Genomic DNA, 21,413 nt, shown 5'->3' with positions numbered 1-21,413 from the left:
AAGCGGAACCCGCCTCACGCGGGCGTGGCCGCCTCGTCCGGCGGCGCGGCGGCAAGGTCGCCGCCGACCAGGCCAAAGCTTCGCGCCGCCTGTTCCGCCCGCTCCAGCGCACGATCGAGCGCGGCCATGGTGGGGCCGAGCTCCTCCGACTCGTCCTTCGACCAGACATTGACAGCTCGGATCCACACCACCGCGAGCCCGGCTGCCCGCAGCCTGCCCTTCGGCCCGGCGCTGTCGAGCTCGGCCGCGTCCAGCATCCGCTCCATGCTGTGCTGGAACACCGGCGCCATGGCGCCGAACAGGACGGGGTCGGTGTACATCTCGGTCATCAGCCGCCGGAGGCCGGCCTTGTAGGGGGCCAGCGCGTCCAGGCCGCGCATCAGCACGTCGAACAGGCGGTCGCGCGGGGTGCCGCCCTGGCCCGGCACGGTGCCGCGCGCCACCTCGTCCGTCACCACATCGCCGAACAGCCGCAGCAGGCCGAGCCGCGAGGGGAAGCGGCCGACCAGCTCCCCGGCGGGCACGCCGGAGGCCGCGGCCAGCCGCGTGACGGTGACGCCGCGCCAGCCATGCGCGGCGATCACGCGGAACAGGGCCTCGATCAGGGGGGCATCGGGGTGGGGGGGCATGTCCATGCGCCGATGGTGGGGACTGGCGGGCGTTTCGCCAATGGGGACGTCACCCGGCCAGTTCGCGCGAACGGGCGGTGGCGGCGGTGATGGCGCGGGAGATGTGCTCGGGCCAGGCGGTTTCCTCCATCAGCACGGCCAGGGCACGTTCGGTGGTGCCCTTCGGGCTGGTGACGTTCTTCCGCAGCACCGCGGCGTCCTCGCTGCTGGCGGCGAGCAGCGCACCGGAGCCGGCAACGGTGGCGCGCGCCATCCGGCGGGCAAGGTCGGCAGGGATGCCCTGCTCCACCGCCGCCTTCTCCAGCAGCTCGGCGAGCAGGAACACATAGGCGGGACCGCCGCCGGAGACCGCCGTGACGGGGTCGAGCAGCCCCTCCGCCTCGACCCAGGCGATCTCGCCGGTGGCGGCGAGCAGGGTGTCGGCCAGGGCGCGCTGCGCGGGGGAAACGCCGGGGCCGGCGAAGGCGACGGTGAAGCCCTGGCGGACGGCGGCCGGGGTGTTGGGCATGGCGCGGACGATCGCCGCCGCCTCGCCCAGCAGCGCCTGCATGCTGGCGACGGTCTTGCCGGCCATGATCGAGACGAACACTGCCTTGCCGGCGAAGCGGGCGTAGAGCGGCAGCGTCGCCGCGGCTTCCTGCGGCTTGATTGCCAGCACCACCGCGGCGGGGGCGAAGCCGGGCGGGATGGCCTCCGCTGCCGTCACCAGAGTGGCGCCGGCGGGGGATGCGGAGAGGTGGGGGTCCACCACCACCGCCTCGGACAGGCGGCGTTCGCGCCAGCCGGCGAGCAGGGCGCCGCCCATCTTGCCGCAACCGACGAGGAGAAGGGGGGGGAGTGCGTCACTCATGCGCCGCAGCCTCGCCGGCCGCGGCGCGGATGGCAACCGGTCCCGCTACCCCGCGCGCGCGCGTCGCCCGCCGAGGAGGCCGAGCCCTGCCAGCCCCAATCCGAACAGCGCCAGCGAAGCCGGCGCCGGTACCGCCACCGTGGTGCTGGACAGTTCCACGCTGCCGGCCGCGAGCTCGCCCTGGTTGCCGACCTCGCCGATGTAGAGATAGAGCGGGCTGCCGACCGGGATCGGCGCGGCGAGGTTGATCGAGAGGCGGCCGCCATCGCCGAGGCTCACAAAGCCGTCCGGCGTGGTGGTGGTGTTCTCCCCGTCGAAGCTGCCGAGCGTGGCCACGGCATTGTTCACCTGCCCGCCGGAAGTGCCGAACAGTGCGGGGTCGGCCGGCGCACGCTGGGTGCCGGGGATCAGCACCGAATTGACGAAATCAAGGCCGATGGCGGGGACCAGCAGCCCCACCTGGGCCGCATCGGTGATCAGCGTCGTCGAGATCACCACCGCGTCGAGGTCGAAACCGGAGAACTGCCCGGCAGAGCCGCCGATACCGTTGTTGCTGTCCTGGATGGTCAGCGAGGCGATCTGGCCGATGCCGAGGCCCGACAGGTCGGCCCGGAACACGGCGGTTCCCGCCACGGTGCCGCCGGTGAATCCCGCCAGCTCCGTGAAGGTGACCGGCGCCGCCTGTGCGCCGGCAGTCGCCAGCGTGATCCCCGCCGCGGCGAACAGGGACAGCATCGTCGAGGCATGTGGCATGACGCGATCTCCCACCTGGTTGGCCATGGTGTTGAGGGCGCCCCGCCCCGGCGACCGGGTGGAATGCCGCACACAACACCGGCCAACGCTCTGAGCAATCGCTATGCCAACACACCGCGCCCGCTGGGATCAGACAGTTGCCGGCGAGCCGCCGCTCACGGCGGCGTGTGCTGTAAAGCCCCCCGACAGCCTGTCAGCCCATTCAGGCCTCGCCCACGCAATCCAGCATCGCCGCCTGCAACGCCTCGGCCGGCGGCTTGCCGCCCCAGAGGACGAACTGGAAGGCGGGGAAGAAGCGCTCGCACTCCGTCAGCGCGATGTCCACCATGTCCTCCAGGCTCTCGGCGGAGGCGCCGGGGGCGCCGCGCAGCAGCACGGAGTGGCGGAACACCAGGACGCCGTCGTCGGTGTCGAGACCGAAATGGCCGATCCAGAGCTTCTCATTGGCCATGGTGAGCAGCTCGAAGAGCTTCTCCCGCTTGCCTGGCGGCACCTTCAGGTCGAAGGCGCAGGTGAAGCTCATGGCGCTGATCTCGTGCGACCAGGAAAAATACAGGCCGTAGTCGCACCATTTGCCCGGCGCCTCGGCGGCGATCTCGCTGTCGTTGCGGCGATCGAACGCCCATTCGTTGGAGCCGATGATCTGCTCGACGATGTCGAGCGGATTGCCCGGGCGCTCCTGAGTGTCATGGCCGAGATAGGCTGACATGTGGCACCTCCTTCGCCCGGATTGGGCCCGCGGCCGGGTCCGGTCGCGCTGGCCCAGAGAGAGAGTATCCCCCACGTGACCCCGAGGTGTTGGGGTTCAACACCCCGAATCGCCACTACCTCTAGACTACGCAGCTGCGAAAGGCGCCTGCAAGGTCCGCTTTTGTAAGGCCGCACAATCGCTTGTGGAGAACTTCTCAGCGCGTCTCGTCATCCGGCCCGACAAGCCTGTCGGAGGGCGTCTCCAGCGCGGCGACCCTGTGTTCCAACGCCTCCACCCGCTCAGCCAGGGCCTCGGCCTGCTCGCGGGCGCGGCGGGCGACTTCGAGCGCGGCGTCCAGCTCCTCCCGGCGGACCAGTTCCAGGCGCTGCACCATCGCCTCGAGCTGGGCCTTGCCCATCGCCTCGGCCTCGGCGCGCGCCGCGGCCATCACCGAGAAGGCGCCGCCGGCCATGCCGGCGAGGTCGTCGAAGATCCCGCGCTTGCCGCCGCGCCCCTCGCCGCCTTCGCTGTCCATCGCCATCATAACCTCCTCGCGGTCCCGGCCGGCCGCTTGTGCGGGCGGGACTCCTCTGACTATACCCCGCCTCCGGCGGGTGCCGACCCATAGCCCCGCCGCCGGCGCCACGACAGCCAGGCCAGGGAAAGCACACTCGCCGATGTATCTGGTTACCGGCGGGGCCGGTTTCATCGGATCGAATCTCGTCGCCGCGCTCACGGCCCGCGGCGCGGAGGTGATGGTGGTGGACCGGCTGCGCGCCGGCGAGCCGGGGCGCGAGAAGTGGCGCAACCTGGCCAGGCACACCATCGCCGGCATCCTGCCGCCCGAGGAAGTCGAGGATTTCTGGGCCGCCGACCCGGAAGTGGAGGCGGTGCTGCACATGGGCGCGATCAGCGCCACCACCGCGACCGATGGCGACCTGGTCGCCGCCACCAACATCACCCTGCCGCTCTGGCTCTGGGCCGCCTGCGCCGAGCGCAACGTGCCGTTCATCTACGCCTCCTCGGCCGCCACCTATGGCGACGGCGCGCTGGGATTCGAGGATGACATGGCGCCCGAGATGCTGACGGCGCTGCGCCCACTGAACCTCTATGGCTGGTCGAAGCTGGCCTTCGATCGCCGGGTGGCGGACATGCTGGCGCGCGGCACGCCGGCCCCGCCGCAATGGGCGGGGCTGCGCTTCTTCAACGTCTATGGCCCGAACGAGTACCACAAGGGCCGCATGGCCAGCGTGGTGTTCCACAAGTTCCACGAGGCGCGTCACGGCGGCCCGGCGCGGCTGTTCCGCTCCGACCGGCCGGGGATCGCCGATGGCGCGCAGATGCGCGACTTCGTGCATGTGGATGATTGCGTGGCGGTGATGCTGTGGCTGCTGGACAATCCCGGGGTGAGCGGCCTGTTCAATGTCGGCTCCGGCCGGGCGCGCAGCTTCCTCGACCTGGTGCGGGCGATGTTCGCGGCCATGGGCCAGCCCGAGCGCATCGAATTCGTGGACATGCCGGCCGACCTCCGCGGCAAGTATCAGTACTTCACCGAGGCGCCGCTCGCCCGGCTGCGCGCCGCTGGCTGCGACCTGCCGATGGTCGGGCTGGAGGAAGGCGTGACGAGCTATGTGCGTGACTTCCTGATGCAGAGCGACCCGCACCGGTGATCCTCCCCGTCATCGCCTTTCCCGCCATCGACCCGGTCGCGCTGGAGATCGGGCCCTTCGCGCTGCGCTGGTATGCGCTGGCCTATATCGGCGGCATCGTGCTGGGGTGGCTGCTGGCGCGGCGCCTTGTCGCGCTGCCGCCGGTGGCTGCCAGCCGCGAGCAGTTGGACGATGCGGTCACCTGGGTGACGCTCGGCATCATCCTCGGCGGCCGGCTTGGCTATGTGCTGTTCTACCGCCCCGGCTACTACGTCACCGCCCCGTGGGAGGCGCTCTACGTCTGGCAGGGTGGCATGTCCTTCCACGGCGGCATGCTGGGCGTCATCATCGCACTGCTGTGGTTCTGCCGGCGGCAGCGGCTCGATCCCCTCCTGCTCGGCGATCGGGCGGTGACGGTGGTGCCGATCGGGCTGTTCCTCGGGCGGCTGGCGAACTTCGCCAATGGCGAGTTGTGGGGCCGCGTCAGCGACGTGCCCTGGGCAATGGTGTTCCCCACCGGTGGACCGGAGCCGCGGCATCCGAGCCAGCTCTACCAGGCCTTCCTGGAGGGCATCTGCCTGTTCGTGCTGCTGCAGGTGCTGGTGCGCATCCCCGCGGTCCGCGCGCGGCCGGGCATGCTTTCCGGCGTCTTCCTGGCCGGCTACGGCGTGGCGCGGCTGATCGGCGAGCTGTTCCGCCAGCCGGATGCGCATCTCGGCTTCCTCATCGGCGGGGTGACGATGGGGCAGTTGCTGTCGCTGCCGATGGTCGCCGTCGGCGCGTGGCTGATTCTGCGCGCGCGCCAGCGCCCCGCTGTCGCCTGAGCATGGAGCGGCTGGACCGCTTCATGGCGCGCGCCGCGGCGGCGTATTACGCCCGGGCGCAGAGTCCCTTTGGCGCCGGCGGCGACTTCACCACCGCGCCCGAGATCTCCCAGGCCTTCGGCGAGGTGCTCGGCGCCTGGTGCGCAGTGATGTGGGAGCGCATGGGCCGGCCGGATCCGGTGCTGCTGGTGGAATGCGGCCCGGGCCGGGGCACTCTGATGGCCGATGCGCTGCGCGCCGTGACGCAGGTGGCGCCAGGGTTCCGGGCGGCGCTGCGGGTGCATCTGGTGGAGGCCTCGCCGAGCCTGCAGGCGGCGCAGGCGCGCGCGCTGGGCGGGGGGGTGAGCGCGTGGCACGCCGACCTCTCGACCCTGCCGCAAGGCCCGATGCTGCTGCTGGCCAACGAGTTCCTCGACGCCCTGCCGGTGCGGCAATTCGTGCGGCGGGGCGCTGCGTGGATGGAGCGGCATGTGCAGGACGGCGCCTTGCTGGAGTTGCCGGCGGACGCCGCCCCTCCCCTGCCCGGATCGGCGCCGGAGGGCGCGGTGAAGGAGGTGTCGGAGGCCGCGCTCGGCTTCGCCGCCGCCCTCGCCGCGCGCCTGGCCGCCCAGCGCGGCGCCGCGCTGACCTTCGACTACGGCCCGTCCGAGCCGGCCTTCGGCGACACCTTGCAGGCTGTGCGCGCGCACGAAACCGGGCTCGACCCGCTGGCCGAGCCGGGGACGCGCGACCTCACGGCGCATGTGGACTTCCCCGCCATCGCCGCCGCCGCCAGCGCTGCCGGCGCCGCCACCTTCGGCCCATTGCCGCAGGGGGTGGTGCTGCAACGCCTCGGCCTGGTCACGCGCGCGGCCATGCTGGCGCAGGCGCAGGCCCGCCTGGCGCGGGAGATCCTGTCCGGTGCCGAGCGGCTGGTCGCGCCGGAAGGCATGGGCAGGCTGTTCAAGGCGCTTGCGCTCTGCGACCCCGGGCTCGGCCCGCCGCCCGGATTCGAGGACCCATGACCCCGCCCTTCCTCACTGCCGCGCTGCCCGTCCCGCATGGCTTCTTCACCCGCGCCGGCGGCGTCTCGACCGGGCGGTTCGCCAGCCTGAACTGTTCCCTCTCCGGCCGTGACGACGCCGAGGCGGTGCGGGAGAACCGGAAGCGTGCCGCGGATGCACTCGGCCTCCCCCCGGCCGCGCTGGTCGGGCTGACGCAGGTGCACGGCACCGCCGTCGCCACGCTGGACGAACCCTGGCCCGAGACGGCTCGGCCCGAGGCCGATGCGGTGGTGACGGCCCGGCCCGGCCTGCTGCTGGGCATCGTCACCGGCGATTGCGCGCCGGTGCTGTTCGCCGATGCCGCGGCCGGGGTGGTCGGCGCCGCCCATGCCGGCTGGCGCGGCGCGGTGGCCGGCGTGCTGGAGGCGACCATCGCGGCCATGGAGGCGCTCGGCGCCGATCGCAGGCGCATCGCGGCCGCCATCGGCCCCTGCATCGCCAAGCCGAGCTATGAGGTCGGCCCCGACCTGCGCGGCGCCGTGCTGGCGCGCGATGCCGCCGATGCCCGCTTCTTCGCCGAGGGCCGGCGCGAGGATCGCTGGTGGTTCGACCTGCCCGGCTATTCCCTGGCGCGGCTGCAATCGGCCGGGATCGCCGCCGCCTGGTGCGGCCGCGACACCCTGGCGGAGGAGGCGCGTTTCTTCAGCCATCGGCGATCCACCCTGGCCGGCGGCGGCCCGATCGGCCATCAGCTCTCCGCCATCGCCCTGCCGAATGGCTGAGCCGGGAGGCTGACGGAATGCCCTACGTCATCATGTTCATCATCATGATCTTCCTGACGATGCTGGTGTCCTGTGTCCTCATCTAGGCGAGGGTTCCTGATGCTGGGCCTGGCGGCCGCGCTGCCCGGCTGCGGCGACCTGCCGCAGCCCTTCCGCGGCCAGCCCGGCGCGCTCGCGACCCGGCTGGCCCGCCCGCCGGCCTATCGCCTGGCCGTGCTGCCATCGGAAGGTGCGCTGCTCACCGACGCCGAGGCGGAGCGCTTCGCCCGCGAACTGGCCGAGGCACTGATGGCGCAGGATGTCCCGGCGGTGTCCGGCAGCAGCTTCCCGCTGGACTGGCAGGTGGTCGCCACCGCCGCGCGGGACGGCCGCCAGGTGCTGCCGCGCTACGCGCTGCGCGATGCCGACGGCTCGTTGCTCGGCGAGGTCGCCGGCCGCCCGGTCGCGGCGGCCACCTGGGCGGAGGGCGGCGAGGCGGTGCTGCGGCAGGCCGCCGCCGACGCGGCGCCCGAGCTCGCCACGCTGGTGGCGCGGGTGGATGCGCGGCGGCGCACCGGCGACGAGCGCGCCAGCGGCGGCGGCCCCATCGTGGTGCTGCTGCGCCCCGTGCGCGGCGCGCCCGGCGACGGCAACACCAGCCTGACCGCCCGCATGACCGAGCGCCTGGCCGGGCTCGGCATGCAGGTGCAGGACCGGGCGGAGGGCGCCGGCTTCGCCGTGCAGGGCGTCGTCGCCATGGCCCCGGCCGCAGCGGGCCGGCAGCGGGTGGAGATCGTCTGGACCGTCTCCCGCCGCGATGGCCACGACCTCGGCCGCGTGCTGCAGCTCAACGAGGTGCCGGCGGGCAGCCTGAACGGATTCTGGGGCGATGTCGCCTTCGTGGTTGCCGACGAGGCCGCGGGCGGCGTGCGCGACGTGATCGCCAATGCCGGCGGCTTCGCGCCGCCGCCTGCTCCCGCCCCCGCTGCGCCAACAGCACAGCGATAGGCGATCAGGGTTGCCATGCGCGGGGATCATCGTCGCGTGATGGACACCCGAATGTCACGTTGCTATCGGGTCGCGCGGCCATGCGGGGCTCCGCCTGGCCACCCGTTCGCACCTCCCCGGGGTCGCCGCGCATGAAGATCATCGCCTGCAACAGCAACCGCCCGCTGGCCGAGGCGGTGGCTTCGGCGCTCGGCATGCCGCTCACCCAGGCCAGCGTGCGCCGCTTCGCCGACATGGAGATCTTCGTGGAGATCCACGAGAACGTCCGCGGCGAGGACGTCTTCGTCGTGCAGTCCACCAGCTACCCGGCGAACGACAACCTGATGGAACTGCTGATCAGGCGGGATGCGCGGCGGCGCGCCAGCGCGCGGCGCATCACCGCCGTGATCCCCTATTTCGGCTATGCGCGGCAGGACCGGAAAAGCGGCAGCCGCACACCGATCAGCGCCAAGCTCGTCGCCAACCTCATCGTCGAAGCCGGCGCGCACCGGGTGCTGACGATGGATTTGCATGCCGGGCAGATCCAGGGCTTCTTCGATATCCCGGTGGACAACCTCTTCGCCGCGCCGCTGTTCTCCCGGGACATCCAGGAGCGCTTCGCCGGGCGCGAGACGATGGTGGTCTCCCCCGACGTCGGCGGCGTGGTGCGCGCGCGGGCGATCGCGGCGCGCATCGGCGCCGACCTCGCCATCATCGACAAGCGCCGGCCGCGCGCCGGCGTCTCCGAGGTGATGAACGTGATCGGCGAGGTGGAAGGCCGGCACTGCATCCTGGTGGATGACATCGTCGATTCCGGCGGCACGCTGTGCAACGCGGCGGAGGCGCTGCTGAAGCACGGCGCGAAGTCCGCCAGCGTCTATGTCACCCACGGCGTGTTCTCGGGCGGCGCGGTGGCGCGCGTCGGCGCGGCGGCGATCGAGACGATGGTGGTGACCGATTCGATACTGGCGACCGAGGCGGTGCGCGTCAGCCGCAACATCCGCCAGCTGACCATCGCGGCGCTGATCGCCGAGGCGATGAAGCGCATCAGCGAGGAGAGCAGCGTCTCCACGTTGTTCAACTGAACCCGTCTTGTGCAGACCGGCCGCATCGCAGCGATGCGGCCGGTTCGGTTCCGGGTGCCGTCAGTCCGGCCTGCGACGGCGCACGGCCGCGAGGCCGAGCAGGCCGGCGCCGAGCAGCGCGAGCGAGACGGGCTCCGGCACCGCCGTCGCGGCGGTGAGGCCGCTCACATTGCCGGTGCTGTCGATGGTGAGGGTGTAGCTGTTCACGTACGAGTTGTTGAAATCGCCCTCGTACTGCCGTCCGTCCAGGATACCGGCCGCCCCGTCGCAGCAGATTCCCGCGGCCAGGATGTAGTTGCCGGCCAGGACGGCAACGGACATGAAGGAGTTCAGGCTGAAGTAGTCGTCGTTCTGCGCGATCAGGTCGTCCGACGTCAGGGCCCCGTCATTGCGGAACAGCCAGATCATCGGGTCGCCCGACCCGTTGTTGGAAATGTTCAGCGTTCCGCCCAGCGATTCCGAGAAGTACCAGAAATCCACGTTCCAGCCGCCGACCGCGTCGGCGATGTTGGCATTCTGGCCGGTGGTGGAGATGACGTTCGCGGACACCTCGGTCGATCCGAGGATTGTAGCAATACCGAGTGCGACTGCCATGCCAAGCTTGCGCATTTTACTTTGTAATCCTCTGTAAGGTTGCGAAAACAAGCTCGTAGAAGCAATAGTTGGGCCAAGAAATCAGCAATCATATTCTCAATGACTTATCGAATGTTGCGATTTTGCATCATCGAGGGCTGTCAAAGAATCCGACATGCGCGCGACGAGCACCGCCTGCGAGCGGATCCGGGAAGGTGTCCGGGAGGCGGGCTCAGGCCGGCGCGAACATCGGCACCGGCGGGCCGCCTTCGGTCGCCTGGAAGGCAACCCGCAGTTCCATCCCGATCCGCACCTTCTCGGGCGCGACATCCACCAGGTTGGTGAAGATCCGAGGGCCTTCAGCCAGCTCGACCATCGCCGGGATGTAGGGCTGCTTCGTCCGCATCACCGTGTAGCTGTAGAGCGTGCCGCGGCCGCTGGCCGCCACGAGGTCCACGTTCGGCGACAGGGTGAAGGGCGAGACGCCGCGCGGCGGGAAGAAATGACGGCCGGTGTCCCGGCAGAGGCCCACCATCAAGCGCCCCTCGGTCGCGGCCTCCCAGAAGGGCTCGGTGGTCGGATCGGGGATCGGGGCCTGGATCGGCCGCTCGGAGTAGCTCATGCCGTGCGCTCCAGGATCAGGGTCGCGCTGCCATGGCGATGGCCGAGCAGCCCGCCGGTGCCGTGCGCGAGCGCCAGCGTGCAATCCTTCACCTGCACCGCCGGATGCGCCTCCCCGCGCAGCTGGCGCACCGCCTCGATCACCTTGGTCATGCCGCCGCGATTGGCGGGATGGTTGTTGCACAGCCCACCGCCATCGGTGTTGAAGGGCAGCCTGCCGACGCCGCTGATCAGGTTGCCGTCCGACACGAATTTTCCGCCCTCGCCCTTGGCGCAGAAGCCAAGGTCTTCCAGCTGGATCAGCACGGTGATGGTGAAGCTGTCATAGATGCTGGCGTAGCGGATATCCGCCGGCGTCAGCCCCGCTTCCTCGAAGGCGCGCGCACCGGAATACCGCGCGCCGGAGAAGGTGAGATCGTTGTAGCCGCCGGCGTGGGTCTTCACCGCCTCGCCGGTGCCGCGCACGGTGACGACGGGGCGCTTCAGGCCGCGGGCGATCTCCGGCCTGGTCACCACCAGCGCGCCGCCGCCATCGCTGATCACGCAGCAGTCGAGGCGGTGCAGCGGGTCCGCCACCATGGGCGAGCTCACCACCTCCTCCACCGTCACGACCTTGCGCAGCATCGCGTGCTCGTTGTGCTGCGCATGGTGGCTGGCGGCGACCTTGATCCAGGCGAGCTGCTCGCCCGTGGTGCCGAACTCGTGCATGTGGCGCATCGCGCACATCGCATAGGCCGCGGCGACGGTGCGGCCCATCGGGATCTCGAACTGGTCGTCGGGCACGGCCGGGTTCTGCGCGCGGGTGGCGGTGCCGGTCGCCTGGCCCTCGCTGCGCGGGCGGCCGGCCAGCGTGATCAGCGCAACGTTGCAGCGGCCGAGCGCGATGGCGGCGGCGGCATGCGCCACATGCGCGATGTAGGAGCTGCCGCCGATATCGGTGCTGTCCACATGGCGCAGCCGATCCAGGCCCAGATACTCCGCCATCGAGAGCGGCCCCATGCCGGGCGCGTCGCCGGCGCAGAAATAGCCGTCCACATCGTCCTTCGACAGGCCGGCATCCTGCAGCGCGCCCCAGGCGACCTCGGCATGGAGTTGGGCGGTGGATTTCTCCGGCGCCTTGCGGGTCGGGTGTTCGAAGGCGCCGGCGATGCAGGCGCGTCCTCTCAGGCTCATGGCGGTTCCCGTGCTGGCGAGGGGCAGACTGGCAAGCACCGGCGCGTTGGGCAAGCCGGCGGCGCCTGCGCTATATTCGGGCGGACCGAGGAGACGAGCCATGGACGTCACCCCCCCGCAGGCCGTGAGCGGCACCCACGCGGCCGGCTACATGTCCGGCTTCGGCAACGGCTTCGAGACCGAGGCGCTGCCGGGCGCGCTGCCGGTCGGGCGCAACTCGCCGCAACGTTGCGCCTATGGGCTCTATGCCGAACAGTTGAGCGGATCGCCCTTCACGGCGCCGCGCGCCAGCAACCAGCGCAGCTGGCTCTACCGGATCCGACCGACCGTCGCGCATATCGGCCGCTTCGCGAAGCGCGCCTTGCCGCTCTGGGTCAGCGCGCCGGACACGGCGCAGCACGAATTGCCGATCCAGCCGCTGCGCTGGGACCCGATCCCGGTCCCCGGCGAGGCGCTGACCTTTCTCAGCGGCATGCGCACCATCACCACCGCCGGCGATGTCGCGTCGCAGACCGGCATGGCGGCGCATATCGCGCTCATCACGCAGTCCATGACGGATGAGAGCTTCTGGAACGCCGATGCGGAGATGCTGGTGGCACCGCAATCCGGCGCGCTGCGCTTCCGCACTGAGTTCGGCGTGATCGACACGGCCCCGGGCGAGATCTGTGTCATCCCGCGCGGCGTCAAGTTCCGCGTGGAGGTGAGCGGCCCCGCGCGCGCCTATGTGTGCGAGAACTACGGCGGCGCCTTCACCCTGCCTGAGCGCGGGCCGATCGGCGCGAACTGCATGGCCAACCAGCGCGACTTCCTCTCGCCCGTTGCGGCGTACGAGGATGTGGAGGCGCCGCATCGCGTGACGGTGAAATGGGGCGGCGTGTTCTGGACGTGCGAGATCGGCCACTCGCCGCTCGATGTCGTCGCCTGGCACGGCAACTACGCGCCCTACAAATACGACCTCACGCGCTATTCGCCGGTGGGGCCGCTGCTGTTCGACCACGCGGATCCCTCGATCTTCACCTGCCTGACGGCGCCGAGCGCCACGCCCGGCACGGCGAATATCGACTTCGTACTGTTCCCCGAGCGCTGGATGGTGGCGGAGAACACCTTCCGCCCGCCCTGGTACCACATGAACCTGATGAGCGAGTTCATGGGCCTGATCTACGGCCAGTACGACGCCAAGCCGCAGGGCTTCGTCCCCGGCGGCTTCTCGCTGCACAACTGCATGCTGCCGCACGGGCCGGATGCCGAGGCCTTCGAGAAGGCGTCCACCGTGGAACTTGCGCCGCACAAGCTGACCAACACCATGGCCTTCATGCTCGAAACCAGCCTGCCGCAACGCGTGACGGCCTATGCGGCGGCGCTGCCGCAGCTGCAGGCGGGCTACCGCGACTGCTGGTCGGGGCTGAAGAAGATGTTCGATCCGGGGCGGCGCTGACCATGCACGACCATACGCACCTGGCTTCGCGGCGGAGCTTCGTCGCCAGCGCGAACGGGCATGCCGATTTCCCGCTTCAGAACCTGCCATTCGGCATCTTCGCCCCGCGCGACGGGGCGCCGCGCGCGGGTGTTGCGGTTGGCGACATGATCCTTGATCTGGATGCGGTGCTGGCAGCCGGGCTGCTCGACGGCGCGGCGGAGGAGGCGGCCGCGGCGGCGGAAGGCGGCGTCCTGAACGAGATGCTGGCGCTCGGCGCCGGCCCGCGGCGCGTGCTGCGCAACCGGCTATTCGACCTGCTCTCCGAAAGCAGCGCAGAGCGGCCGCGCATCGAGCGGATGCTGCATGCGGCGAAGAATTGCACGCTGCGCCTGCCCGCGCGAATCGGCGACTACACGGATTTCTATGCCGGCATCCAGCACGCTACGAATGTCGGCGCGCTGTTCCGGCCCGACGCACCGCTGCTGCCGAACTACAAGCATGTTCCGATCGGCTACCATGGCCGCGCGAGCAGCGTGGTGTCCTCGGGCCATCCGGTCCGGCGCCCGAACGGCCAGCGCAAGCCGGCGAGCGAGGATACGCCGAGCTTCGGGCCCTCGCGCAACCTGGACTACGAGCTGGAACTCGGCATCTGGATCGGGCCGGGCAATGCGCTGGGCGAGCCGATCCCGATCGGCAAGGCGGCCGATCACATCGCGGGCTTCTGCCTGCTCAACGACTGGTCCGCGCGCGACATCCAGGGCTGGGAATACCAGCCGCTCGGCCCGTTCCTGGCGAAGAACTTCTGCACGACGATCAGCCCTTGGATCATCACGCCCGAAGCGATGGCGCCGTTCCGCCGCGCGCAGGCGAAGCGGCCGGAGGGCGATCCGCGGCCGATGGATTACCTCTGGAACGAAGCCGACCAGGCGCATGGCGCGTTGGAACTGGAGCTGGAAGTCTTCCTGCTGACGCCCGGCCTGCGCGAGAAGGGGATGGCGCCGCATCGCCTGTCGCTGGGGCATGCGAGTGCGCTGTACTGGACGCCGGCGCAGCTCGTCGCGCATCACGCAAGCGGCGGCTGCAATCTGCGGCCGGGCGATCTGCTCGGGACCGGGACGATCTCCACCGAGGGCGGCTTCGGTTCGCTGCTCGAGATCACGCGCGGCGGCAAGCAGCCGGTGCAGCTGGCGAGCGGCGAGACGCGACGCTTCCTGGAGGATGGCGACGAGGTGATGCTGACCGCCCGCGCAAGGCGGGACGGCTTCGCAAGCATCGGCTTCGGTGAGTGCCGGGGGGCAGTCAGCCCAGCGCCTTCGGCGCGCTGACGCTGGCGCGCAGGCGGGCATAGGCGCGCAGGAAAGCCAGCACCTCGTCATGACGCGGCGTGCCGGGATCATGCGCGCCGGCCCGAATCTCGCGCGCCAGCACCGCAAGGTCGATCGCGGGCAGCACGGAGGCATCCGCCTTCGCTTCGCGCAGCGCCAGGGCGATGGCGGCGGCAACCATGCGGGCCTGGAAGGCCTTCTCCGGTGGCAGCGCAGGCAGCAACTCGTTCAGAACGACCTCGCGCGCGGTGGCGAGCAGATCGGCGGAGCCAGGCTTTTCCAGCATCAGGCCGCCTCGCTCATCGCCAGGATATCCCACTCCAGCTCGGGCACGATGTGGCCCGTCAGCGCGAGTTCCAGGCTGCGTTCCTCGCCGGAGATGTGGCGCTGCGCCTGGTCGGCAGCGATCACCGCCCACCGGATATGCGCCAGCAACTCCCACCAGCGCACGCGCGCATCCTCCACGTGCACGCCGCTCTCGGCCGCGTAGCCGGCGTAAAGCGCGGCGCGTGGCCCCAGCCCTCCCGCCTCCTGCGCGACATTGCCGAAGCGCCAGCACTTCGCGCAGAGCCAGCCGAGATCGGCCGCGGGATCGCCCCAGGCGGCGAATTCCCAGTCCAGCACCGCGGTGATGCCGGACGCATCCAGCATCAGGTTGCCGGCGCGAAAATCATTGTGCGTGAGCACCGGCGGCACCGGCGGCGGCGCCTTGCGCTCCGCCGCGCGCAGTCCCCATTCCAACACCGGGCGGGGCGTGCCGGCGGCATCGAGCCGCGCGCGCATGGCGGCGATCATCGCGCGCGCGGCGTCCGCCGGCGGATCGCCGAGAAAACCGAGGTCGTCGCGCGGCGGACGGATGCGATGGATCTTCCCGAGTTCGCGTCCCAGCGTCTGGGCGAGCTTCTCCCGCCCGCCGCCGAGCGTCGCGTCCTTCACCACGCGATGCCCCTGCGCCGTGCCGGCGACGCGCCGCATGACGAAGAAGGGCGCGCCGATGACGCTGGCATCCTCGCAGAGGAACAACGGCTCCGGCACGGTCACGCCTGCCGCCCAGGCGGCGCACAGAAGAGAATATTCCGCCGTGCGCGGCAGGCTGACGGCGAGCACGGCCGCGCTGTCGGTGCGCAGCACCCAGCGTTGCGTGGCGCCGCCGCTCTCGACATCCAGTGCCCAGTTCTGCTGGATCGCGCCGCCGGAGAGCTTCTCCATTCCCGCGATGCGCAAGCCGGGATCGCCCGTGGCGGCGGCGAGCCAGTCGCGCAGCCTGGCGCCTTGTTCCTCAGTCACGCCCGCCCCATTGGAAGAACGCCTCGCCCTCGCGACGCAGGAAGTTGGCGATCACCATGCGGTGCACCTCGCTCGCGCCATCCACCAGCCGCGCCTGGCGGGCGTAGCGGTACATCCACTCCACCGGCGTATCCTTCGAATAGCCGCGCGCGCCGAGCAGTTGCAGCGAGGTGTCCACCGCCTTGTGCAGCGCATCGGCCACGACGATCTTCGCCATCGAGACCTCCTTGCGCGCGAAGCCGCCCTGATCGAGCACCCAGGCCGCCTTCATGGTCAGCAGCCGGCCGATCTCCAGCTCCATCGCCGCCTGGCCGATCAGGCCCTGCACGCTCTCGCGGTCGATCAGCTTCATGCCGAAGGAATCGCGCGTCTTGATGCGTGCCATCGCGATCTCGAGCGCGCGGCGGCCCATGCCAAGCCAGCGCATGCAATGCGTCAGCCGCGCGGTGCCGAGGCGGATCTGCGTCAGCTTCAGTCCATCGCCGACGCCCATGAGAACGTTCTCGTCCGGGATTTCCAGCCCGTCGAAGACGAGCTCGCAATGCCCGCCATGTTCCTCCGGCCCCATGATCGGGATGCGGCGCACGATCTCCCAACCGGGCTGGTCGGCGTGGAACAGGAAGCAGGTGAGGCCCTTCCGCTCGTCGTCGGAGGTGCGGGCGATCAGCAGGAAATGCTTCGCCTCGCCGGCCCCGGTTATGTAGTGCTTGCGGCCGGTGACGCGCCAGCGATCGTTGCCGACGCGCTCGGCGCGCGTGTAGGTCAGGCCGGGATCGCTGCCGCAGCCATCGGGCTCGGTCATCGCGAAGGCGGATTGCACGGCGCCATCCACGATCGGCTGCAGCCAGCGCGCCTTCTGCGCCTCGGTCGCCACCTTCTCCAGCACGATCATGTTGCCGTCGTCGGGGGCGGCGCTGTTGAACACCACGGGGCCGAAGATGGAGCGGTTCATCTCCTCGTAGCAGGCGGCCATGCCGACCACGGGCAGCCCGCCGCCGCCACGCGCTTTCGGCATCTGCAACGCCCAGAGCCCTGCCGCCTTCGCCTCGGCGCGCAGGCGCCGCAGCACATCGGGGTGGATGTTCTCATGCGCATCGTAATTGGCGCGGTCGGATTCGAGCGGGATCAGGCGATCCTCGACGAAGGCGCGCACGCGGCGGCGGACATCCTCGATGTCGGGGGGGAGCGCGAAGTCCATGGCGGCGATCCTACAGGCTGTTGACGGAATGCCCGCCATCCACGGTGACGACGCTGCCCGTCATGTGCGCACCGGCCTCGCTGGCCAGGAGCAGCAGCGGGCCGGTGAGATCCTCCACGCGGCCGAGTCGGCGCTGCGGGATGCGCTTCACCACGGCCTGGCCGGCCTCGGTTTCGAAGAAGCCGCGGTTGATGTCGGTGGCGATGTAGCCCGGCGCCAAGGCGTTCACGCGGATCCGATGCCGCGCGAGCTCCACCGCCATCTGCCGCGTCAGATGCAGCAGGCCCGCCTTGGCCGCGGAATATCCGGCTACCCCCGGGATCACCCGCGCACCGAGGATGGACGCGATGTTGACGATCACGCCCGGCCTGCCCGCCGCGACCATCCGCCGCGCCGCCGCCTGGCCCATCAGGAAGGCGCCGCGCAGGTCCACGGCCATCACCTGGTCCCAATCCGCCGCGCCGTGGTCGAGGAAGGGCTTCGTGGCGGCGATGCCGGCGTTGTTCACCAGCAGGTCGCAGGTGCCGAAGGCCGCCTGCACCGCGTCCAGCGCCGCTTCGATCGAGGCCGGATCGGTGACGTCCAGCGCCACCGCCAGCGCGCGCTCGCCAAGTTCGGCGGCATCCGCCGCCACGCTCTCCGGCCGCCGCGCGGCAAGGGCCACTGCGGCGCCGGCGCGATGCAGCACGCGCGCGAAATGCCGGCCGAGCCCGCCGGAGGCGCCGGTCACCAGCGCCACGCGCCCGGCCAGGGAGAAGACGGCGTCGGTCATGTGCCACAGGCTTCCACCCACGGCGGGCCCGGTCAACCGAATGGCGCCGGGGCTATCCCTCCGCCGGCAGCAGGCGCCGCAGCGCCGCCAGCACGGCATCCATGTCGAGCGGCTTGGCGAAGACCTCCACGGGCCCTTCCCCCGTGCGGCGGAAGGACTCGGTGCTGCCGAGCGGGGCATAGCCGGTCATCACCACCACCGGCAGTTCGGGCGCGAGCGCACGCAGGGCGCGGATCAGCCCGACGCCGTCGAGGCGCGGCATGCGCAGATCGGTCAGCAGCAGGTCCGGCAGCGCAACGCGCGCGGCGTCCAGCGCCGCCTGGCCATCAGGCGCAAGCTCCACCTCGTAGCCGGCGCCGAGCAACTCCTCCTCGATGGCCATGGCTGCGAGCGCCTCGTCCTCCGCAACCAGGATGCGCCGTGTCACGCGGTTCACCTTCGACATCCGCCGTCTGCTCAGGCGGCCGCGATGCCGATGGCAGCGGCGGAGGGCAGCGCCTGGTCGGCTGCGGCAATCTCCATCCGGAAGCAGGCGCCGCCGCCGGGAAGGTTCCATGCTTCCATCGCGCCCCCCATGGAGCGTGCCACGCCGGCCGCGAAGGGCAGCCCGAGCCCCGCGCCGCGCCCTGGCTCCTTGGTGGTGAAGAACGGATCGAAGATCGACTCGCGCAATGCCTCGTCGAGCCCGGTGCCGGTGTCGCACACCTCGACGACGATGCGTCCGCCCTCCCGCCGGAGCGCGACCTCGATGCTGGCGATGGCGGCGGGCTCCGCGCGGCGGCGCTCCAGCACGGCGTCGCGCGCATTCGCCAGCATCTGCAGCACCGCCTGCTCCAGCCTCGCCGCGCTGCCCTTCGCCGGCAGTTCCTCGCCCGTGCCGCGCAATGTGACCGAGATCTCCTCGGTCGCGTATTGCGAGGCGGCGACACGCAGTGCCGCGGCGACCGGCTGCGTGGCGTCGAATTGCGCTGCCTGCGCGGTTTCGTCGCCGGCCAGCGCGCGCATCCGCGCGACCAGTTCGCCGGCGCGGCGCAGCTGTTCCTCCATCACGGCAGATGCTCGCTCCAGCCCGGCCTGCTGCCCCGGCGGCAGCGGCCCGGCAACGGAGCGGATGCGGCGCAGCCAGAGCAGCGCGGTGTTGAGCGGCTGGCTGGCCTCATGCGCGAGGCCCGCGCACATCGTGCCGACCGTCGCCAAGCGTGCGCTCTGTATCAGGTTCGCCTGCAGCCGGCGCGTGGCCGTGACGTCGCGCGCGGAGCCGAGCAGTCGTTCCACGCGGCCATCGGCGCCGCGCATCGGCACCAGCACGGTCTGCCAGGCACGGCGTCCGGTCGGCAGATCGGCGGCAATCTCATACTCCAGCGTCTCGCCTTCCGCGGCGGCGCGGCGCCAGTGAGGCAGCGCGGCGGCCCGCAGCACGGGCGGCAGGGCCTGCTCCGCCGGCACGCCGAGGACGATATCGGCCTGCAGGCCGAGCATGCGTTCGAAGGCCGGGTTCACCGTCTCAAGCGCCAGCGTGCCTTCGGGCGAGACCCGCACCACGAAGATGGCCTCCGCGAGGTTGGCGATGAGGGTCGCCACGCGTGCCTCCGAGTCCCGGGCGCGCAGTTCGGCGGCACGGCGCTCCTCCACCTCGCGGGCCAATGCGGCCGGTGAGCGCAGGGCGAGCAGCCGCGGCAGCACCGGCCACAGGGTGGCGGCAACGGCGACCGAGATGCCGGCCGTGAGCGCCTTCAGCAGGCCTTCGGCGATAGGCGCCGGCTGGAACAAGGCGAAGGCGTGCATCAGGTGGGTGGCGCCGCAGGAGAGGATGAAGGTGGCGAACAGGCCGACCAGCCAGGGATAGGCGAGGTCTCGCCGGCGCAGCAGCACGACGATCAGGACCAGCGGGATGGACAGGTAGGCGAGCCCGATCGCCACATCCGAGAGCAGGTGCAGCCAGACCACGGCAGGATCAGTCAGCAGGCAGAGTCCGGGCGCAACAATCGGTAGCTCAGGCATTGCTGTTGCGAAAGGCATTCGCTCCTATCGCCTTTTCCGCGAATATTGCTGGTCTGTCTAGCGCATATCGGCCAGCTACGCCGCCCCGGGCAGGCACACGGATCCGTGTGGTGTGCGATTGTCGCGGCATCGTGTTCTACACGCAATGCGTGCAGCACTGATGGTCAGGTGGGGAGGCCGAACAAGGCCGCCGGGTTGGCCACCGTCATGCGACGGATCTCCGTCTCTGAGAAGCCGGCGCTCTCGACCAGCAGCAGGTATTCGCGGAACGCCTCGACCGGCGGCGGCAGCAGGAAGACGCCGGCATCGGAGGAGAGAATGCAGCGCTCGCCGGCCGCCAGGATGCGCGGGGCGAAATCATGGATGGTGGCGCCGCCGGCAATGCGGTGTTTCTCCTCATCCACATGTGTCAGCCCGACCTGGGTGGCGTGGGTGAGAATGAAGAAGGACAGTTCCACATAGCCACCGAGGGCGACAATGGCGCGGATCTCCTCCTCGGCGTAACGGGAGCCATGGGTGCGCAGTCGCGTCACGCCGCGGCGCTGCGCCTCCTCCGCCAGCGCCACCGCCTCACGGCCGGAGACGTGGCCGCAATCGAACACCACGTCCTTCTCGGCGCAGAGCTCCATGATGGCGGGGACGGGATCGGGCACGCGGCCGTTGGGAGGGACCTGGAACGTGGTCTCCAGGAAGGCGGGGCTGCGGCCTTCGCGCTCGGCGATGTAGCGGGTGTGGTGCGTCGGCAGTGAAACGAAGCGCGCGCCTGTGCCCGGGCCGTAGCCGTAGCCGATCGCGGCCTTCGCGACCTCCAGCGTCACGCCGCCGGCGGTGGGCTGCATGATGACCCCGCCGAAGGCCTGGCAGCCGAGATGGCCGAGCTCCTCATTCGCCAGGGCCGCGAAGCCTGAGGTGTTCTGGAAGTTGCACATGATGCCGATGGCCCGCATGCCCGCCGCAGCGGCCTGGCGCACCGCCTCGAAGACATTGACGGAGCGGGCGTTGAGGTGCGGTGCGCAATGGACGTGGCAGTCTATGGCGCCGCGCAGCATGTGCGATCCGGGCGGGATCCAGGGCATCGCGGCGTTTCCTTGATCTAGTGGCGAAGAATCTTCGCCGTGAAGTCGCGCAGGCGCGGGCTTTCCGGCGCATCGAAGATCTGCGCGGGCGGGCCGGTCTCGACAACGCGGCCCTGGTCCATGAAGACGACGGTGCTCGCGACCTCGCGGATGAAGGCCATCTCGTGGCTGACCACGAGCATCGTCATGCCCTCGTCGCGCAGCGCGCGGATGCTGTCCAGCACCTCGGTCACCAGCTCGGGGTCGAGCGCGCTGGTGACCTCGTCGAGCAGCAGGATGTCGGGTTTCAGCGCCAGCGCGCGGGCGATCGCGACGCGCTGCTGCTGGCCGCCGGAGAGCTCATCCGGATAGGCATGCAGCTTGGTGCCGAGGCCGACGCGTTCCAGCAGCGCGCGCGCCTCCGCCTCCACCTCGCGCGCGGGGCGCTTCTTCACCAGGGTCGGCGCGACGGCGACGTTGCGCAGCGCGGTCATGTTCTGGAACAGGTTGTATTGCTGGAAGACGATGGCGAAGCGGTCGCGCGCGGCGCGCAGGCTGGCGCGGCTGGCGTAATCCACCGTCTGGCCCGCGACAGTGACGCGGCCGGCGCGCGGCTTCAGCAGGCCGACCAGCGCGCGCAGCAGCGAGGATTTGCCGGAACCGGACGGGCCGATCAGCCCCACCACCTCCCCCTGGCGGATGCCGAGCGTGACGTCGCGCAGCACGTCCGTGCGGCCGTCATGGCTGGCAGAGAGGCCTTCGAGGGCGAGGAAGCTCAT

At 70.8% G+C, this 21,413-nt stretch carries 24 protein-coding genes; 8 read left to right on the top strand and 16 right to left on the bottom strand.

Features of this window, described 5'->3' with window-relative positions:
- Positions 1-14: 14 nt before the first annotated feature.
- From ACESM1_RS05090 to ACESM1_RS05070, 5 genes are all read right to left on the bottom strand, one after another.
- Positions 15-635 carry a TetR family transcriptional regulator gene (locus ACESM1_RS05090; RefSeq protein WP_372618335.1) on the bottom strand — a complete coding sequence of 207 codons (621 nt, stop codon included), beginning with the start codon at positions 633-635 and terminating at the stop codon, positions 15-17.
- Positions 636-678: 43 nt separating this feature from the next.
- Complete coding sequence (proC, locus tag ACESM1_RS05085; RefSeq protein ID WP_372618334.1) at positions 679-1,479, bottom strand: pyrroline-5-carboxylate reductase; 801 nt, start codon at positions 1,477-1,479, stop codon at positions 679-681.
- 45 nt (positions 1,480-1,524) lie between these two features.
- Positions 1,525-2,232 (bottom strand): PEP-CTERM sorting domain-containing protein, encoded by a 708-nt coding sequence (locus ACESM1_RS05080; RefSeq protein WP_372618332.1) that lies wholly within the window; start codon positions 2,230-2,232, stop codon positions 1,525-1,527.
- 202 nt (positions 2,233-2,434) lie between these two features.
- Positions 2,435-2,941 (bottom strand): YbjN domain-containing protein, encoded by a 507-nt coding sequence (locus tag ACESM1_RS05075; RefSeq protein WP_372618330.1) that lies wholly within the window; start codon positions 2,939-2,941, stop codon positions 2,435-2,437.
- 196 nt (positions 2,942-3,137) lie between these two features.
- On the bottom strand, positions 3,138-3,464 hold the full coding sequence (locus tag ACESM1_RS05070) for an accessory factor UbiK family protein (protein ID WP_372618328.1): 327 nt from the start codon (positions 3,462-3,464) through the stop codon (positions 3,138-3,140).
- Positions 3,465-3,600: 136 nt separating this feature from the next.
- Here ACESM1_RS05070 and rfaD point away from each other — a divergent pair, with 136 nt between their 5' ends.
- The 6 genes from rfaD to ACESM1_RS05040 all read left to right on the top strand — a co-directional run bounded on the left by rfaD (position 3,601) and on the right by ACESM1_RS05040 (position 9,212).
- On the top strand, positions 3,601-4,593 hold the full coding sequence (rfaD, locus tag ACESM1_RS05065) for an ADP-glyceromanno-heptose 6-epimerase (protein WP_372618326.1): 993 nt from the start codon (positions 3,601-3,603) through the stop codon (positions 4,591-4,593).
- Positions 4,593-5,396, top strand: coding sequence for a prolipoprotein diacylglyceryl transferase (lgt, locus tag ACESM1_RS05060; protein WP_372618563.1), 804 nt, complete (start codon positions 4,593-4,595; stop codon positions 5,394-5,396). The genes rfaD and lgt overlap by 1 nt, the downstream gene beginning before the upstream one ends.
- A gap of 2 nt (positions 5,397-5,398) precedes the next feature.
- Entirely contained in the window at positions 5,399-6,400 is a 1,002-nt protein-coding gene (locus ACESM1_RS05055) for a class I SAM-dependent methyltransferase (protein WP_372618324.1), read from the top strand.
- A complete protein-coding gene (pgeF, locus tag ACESM1_RS05050) occupies positions 6,397-7,161 on the top strand; it encodes a peptidoglycan editing factor PgeF (protein ID WP_372618322.1) in 765 nt (254 codons plus the stop codon). Before ACESM1_RS05055 ends, pgeF begins: the two co-directional genes overlap by 4 nt.
- Positions 7,162-7,260: 99 nt before the next feature.
- Positions 7,261-8,148 carry a hypothetical protein gene (locus ACESM1_RS05045; protein WP_372618320.1) on the top strand — a complete coding sequence of 296 codons (888 nt, stop codon included), beginning with the start codon at positions 7,261-7,263 and terminating at the stop codon, positions 8,146-8,148.
- Positions 8,149-8,279: 131 nt separating this feature from the next.
- The gene (locus ACESM1_RS05040; protein WP_372618318.1) at positions 8,280-9,212 is read left to right on the top strand and encodes a ribose-phosphate pyrophosphokinase; all 933 of its coding nucleotides are present in this window, start codon (positions 8,280-8,282) and stop codon (positions 9,210-9,212) included.
- A gap of 60 nt (positions 9,213-9,272) precedes the next feature.
- Here ACESM1_RS05040 and ACESM1_RS05035 read toward each other — a convergent pair whose 3' ends face one another.
- The 3 genes from ACESM1_RS05035 to ACESM1_RS05025 form a co-directional block, all read right to left on the bottom strand.
- Complete coding sequence (locus ACESM1_RS05035; protein WP_372618316.1) at positions 9,273-9,821, bottom strand: PEP-CTERM sorting domain-containing protein; 549 nt, start codon at positions 9,819-9,821, stop codon at positions 9,273-9,275.
- Positions 9,822-10,017: 196 nt separating this feature from the next.
- Complete coding sequence (locus ACESM1_RS05030) at positions 10,018-10,407, bottom strand: Zn-ribbon domain-containing OB-fold protein (RefSeq protein ID WP_372618314.1); 390 nt, start codon at positions 10,405-10,407, stop codon at positions 10,018-10,020.
- Positions 10,404-11,579, bottom strand: coding sequence for a thiolase domain-containing protein (locus tag ACESM1_RS05025; protein WP_372618312.1), 1,176 nt, complete (start codon positions 11,577-11,579; stop codon positions 10,404-10,406). Before ACESM1_RS05025 ends, ACESM1_RS05030 begins: the two co-directional genes overlap by 4 nt.
- 100 nt (positions 11,580-11,679) lie before the next feature.
- On the opposite strand from ACESM1_RS05025, the gene hmgA reads away from it, so the two are divergent.
- Together hmgA and fahA are read left to right on the top strand one after the other, a co-directional pair.
- Entirely contained in the window at positions 11,680-13,014 is a 1,335-nt protein-coding gene (gene hmgA, locus ACESM1_RS05020; protein WP_372618310.1) for a homogentisate 1,2-dioxygenase, read from the top strand.
- 2 nt (positions 13,015-13,016) lie between these two features.
- Positions 13,017-14,321, top strand: a complete 1,305-nt coding sequence (gene fahA / locus ACESM1_RS05015) for a fumarylacetoacetase (protein WP_372618308.1) — start codon at positions 13,017-13,019, stop codon at positions 14,319-14,321.
- On the opposite strand, the gene ACESM1_RS05010 is transcribed toward fahA, so the two are convergent.
- From ACESM1_RS05010 to ACESM1_RS04975, 8 genes are all read right to left on the bottom strand, one after another.
- Positions 14,296-14,607, bottom strand: coding sequence for a DUF6285 domain-containing protein (locus tag ACESM1_RS05010; RefSeq protein ID WP_372618306.1), 312 nt, complete (start codon positions 14,605-14,607; stop codon positions 14,296-14,298). The genes fahA and ACESM1_RS05010 overlap by 26 nt on opposite strands.
- Positions 14,607-15,608, bottom strand: coding sequence for a phosphotransferase family protein (locus tag ACESM1_RS05005; protein WP_372618304.1), 1,002 nt, complete (start codon positions 15,606-15,608; stop codon positions 14,607-14,609). Before ACESM1_RS05005 ends, ACESM1_RS05010 begins: the two co-directional genes overlap by 1 nt.
- Positions 15,601-16,806, bottom strand: a complete 1,206-nt coding sequence (locus ACESM1_RS05000; protein WP_372618302.1) for an acyl-CoA dehydrogenase family protein — start codon at positions 16,804-16,806, stop codon at positions 15,601-15,603. Before ACESM1_RS05000 ends, ACESM1_RS05005 begins: the two co-directional genes overlap by 8 nt.
- A 10-nt stretch (positions 16,807-16,816) precedes the next feature.
- Positions 16,817-17,578 carry an SDR family NAD(P)-dependent oxidoreductase gene (locus tag ACESM1_RS04995; protein WP_372618300.1) on the bottom strand — a complete coding sequence of 254 codons (762 nt, stop codon included), beginning with the start codon at positions 17,576-17,578 and terminating at the stop codon, positions 16,817-16,819.
- A gap of 52 nt (positions 17,579-17,630) precedes the next feature.
- Complete coding sequence (locus ACESM1_RS04990) at positions 17,631-18,023, bottom strand: response regulator (protein WP_372618298.1); 393 nt, start codon at positions 18,021-18,023, stop codon at positions 17,631-17,633.
- An 11-nt stretch (positions 18,024-18,034) separates the two neighbouring features.
- Positions 18,035-19,525, bottom strand: a complete 1,491-nt coding sequence (locus tag ACESM1_RS04985; protein ID WP_372618296.1) for a sensor histidine kinase — start codon at positions 19,523-19,525, stop codon at positions 18,035-18,037.
- Positions 19,526-19,743: 218 nt separating this feature from the next.
- A complete protein-coding gene (locus ACESM1_RS04980; RefSeq protein ID WP_372618294.1) occupies positions 19,744-20,655 on the bottom strand; it encodes a DUF6282 family protein in 912 nt (303 codons plus the stop codon).
- 17 nt (positions 20,656-20,672) lie between these two features.
- Entirely contained in the window at positions 20,673-21,413 is a 741-nt protein-coding gene (locus ACESM1_RS04975; protein ID WP_372618292.1) for an amino acid ABC transporter ATP-binding protein, read from the bottom strand.

Origin of the sequence: Falsiroseomonas sp., assembly GCF_041690465.1 — a bacterium.
GTDB lineage: Bacteria > Pseudomonadota > Alphaproteobacteria > Acetobacterales > Acetobacteraceae > Falsiroseomonas.
Note: the sequence above shows the minus strand (reverse complement) of the source record. Positions and strands in the feature narration are given on the sequence as shown.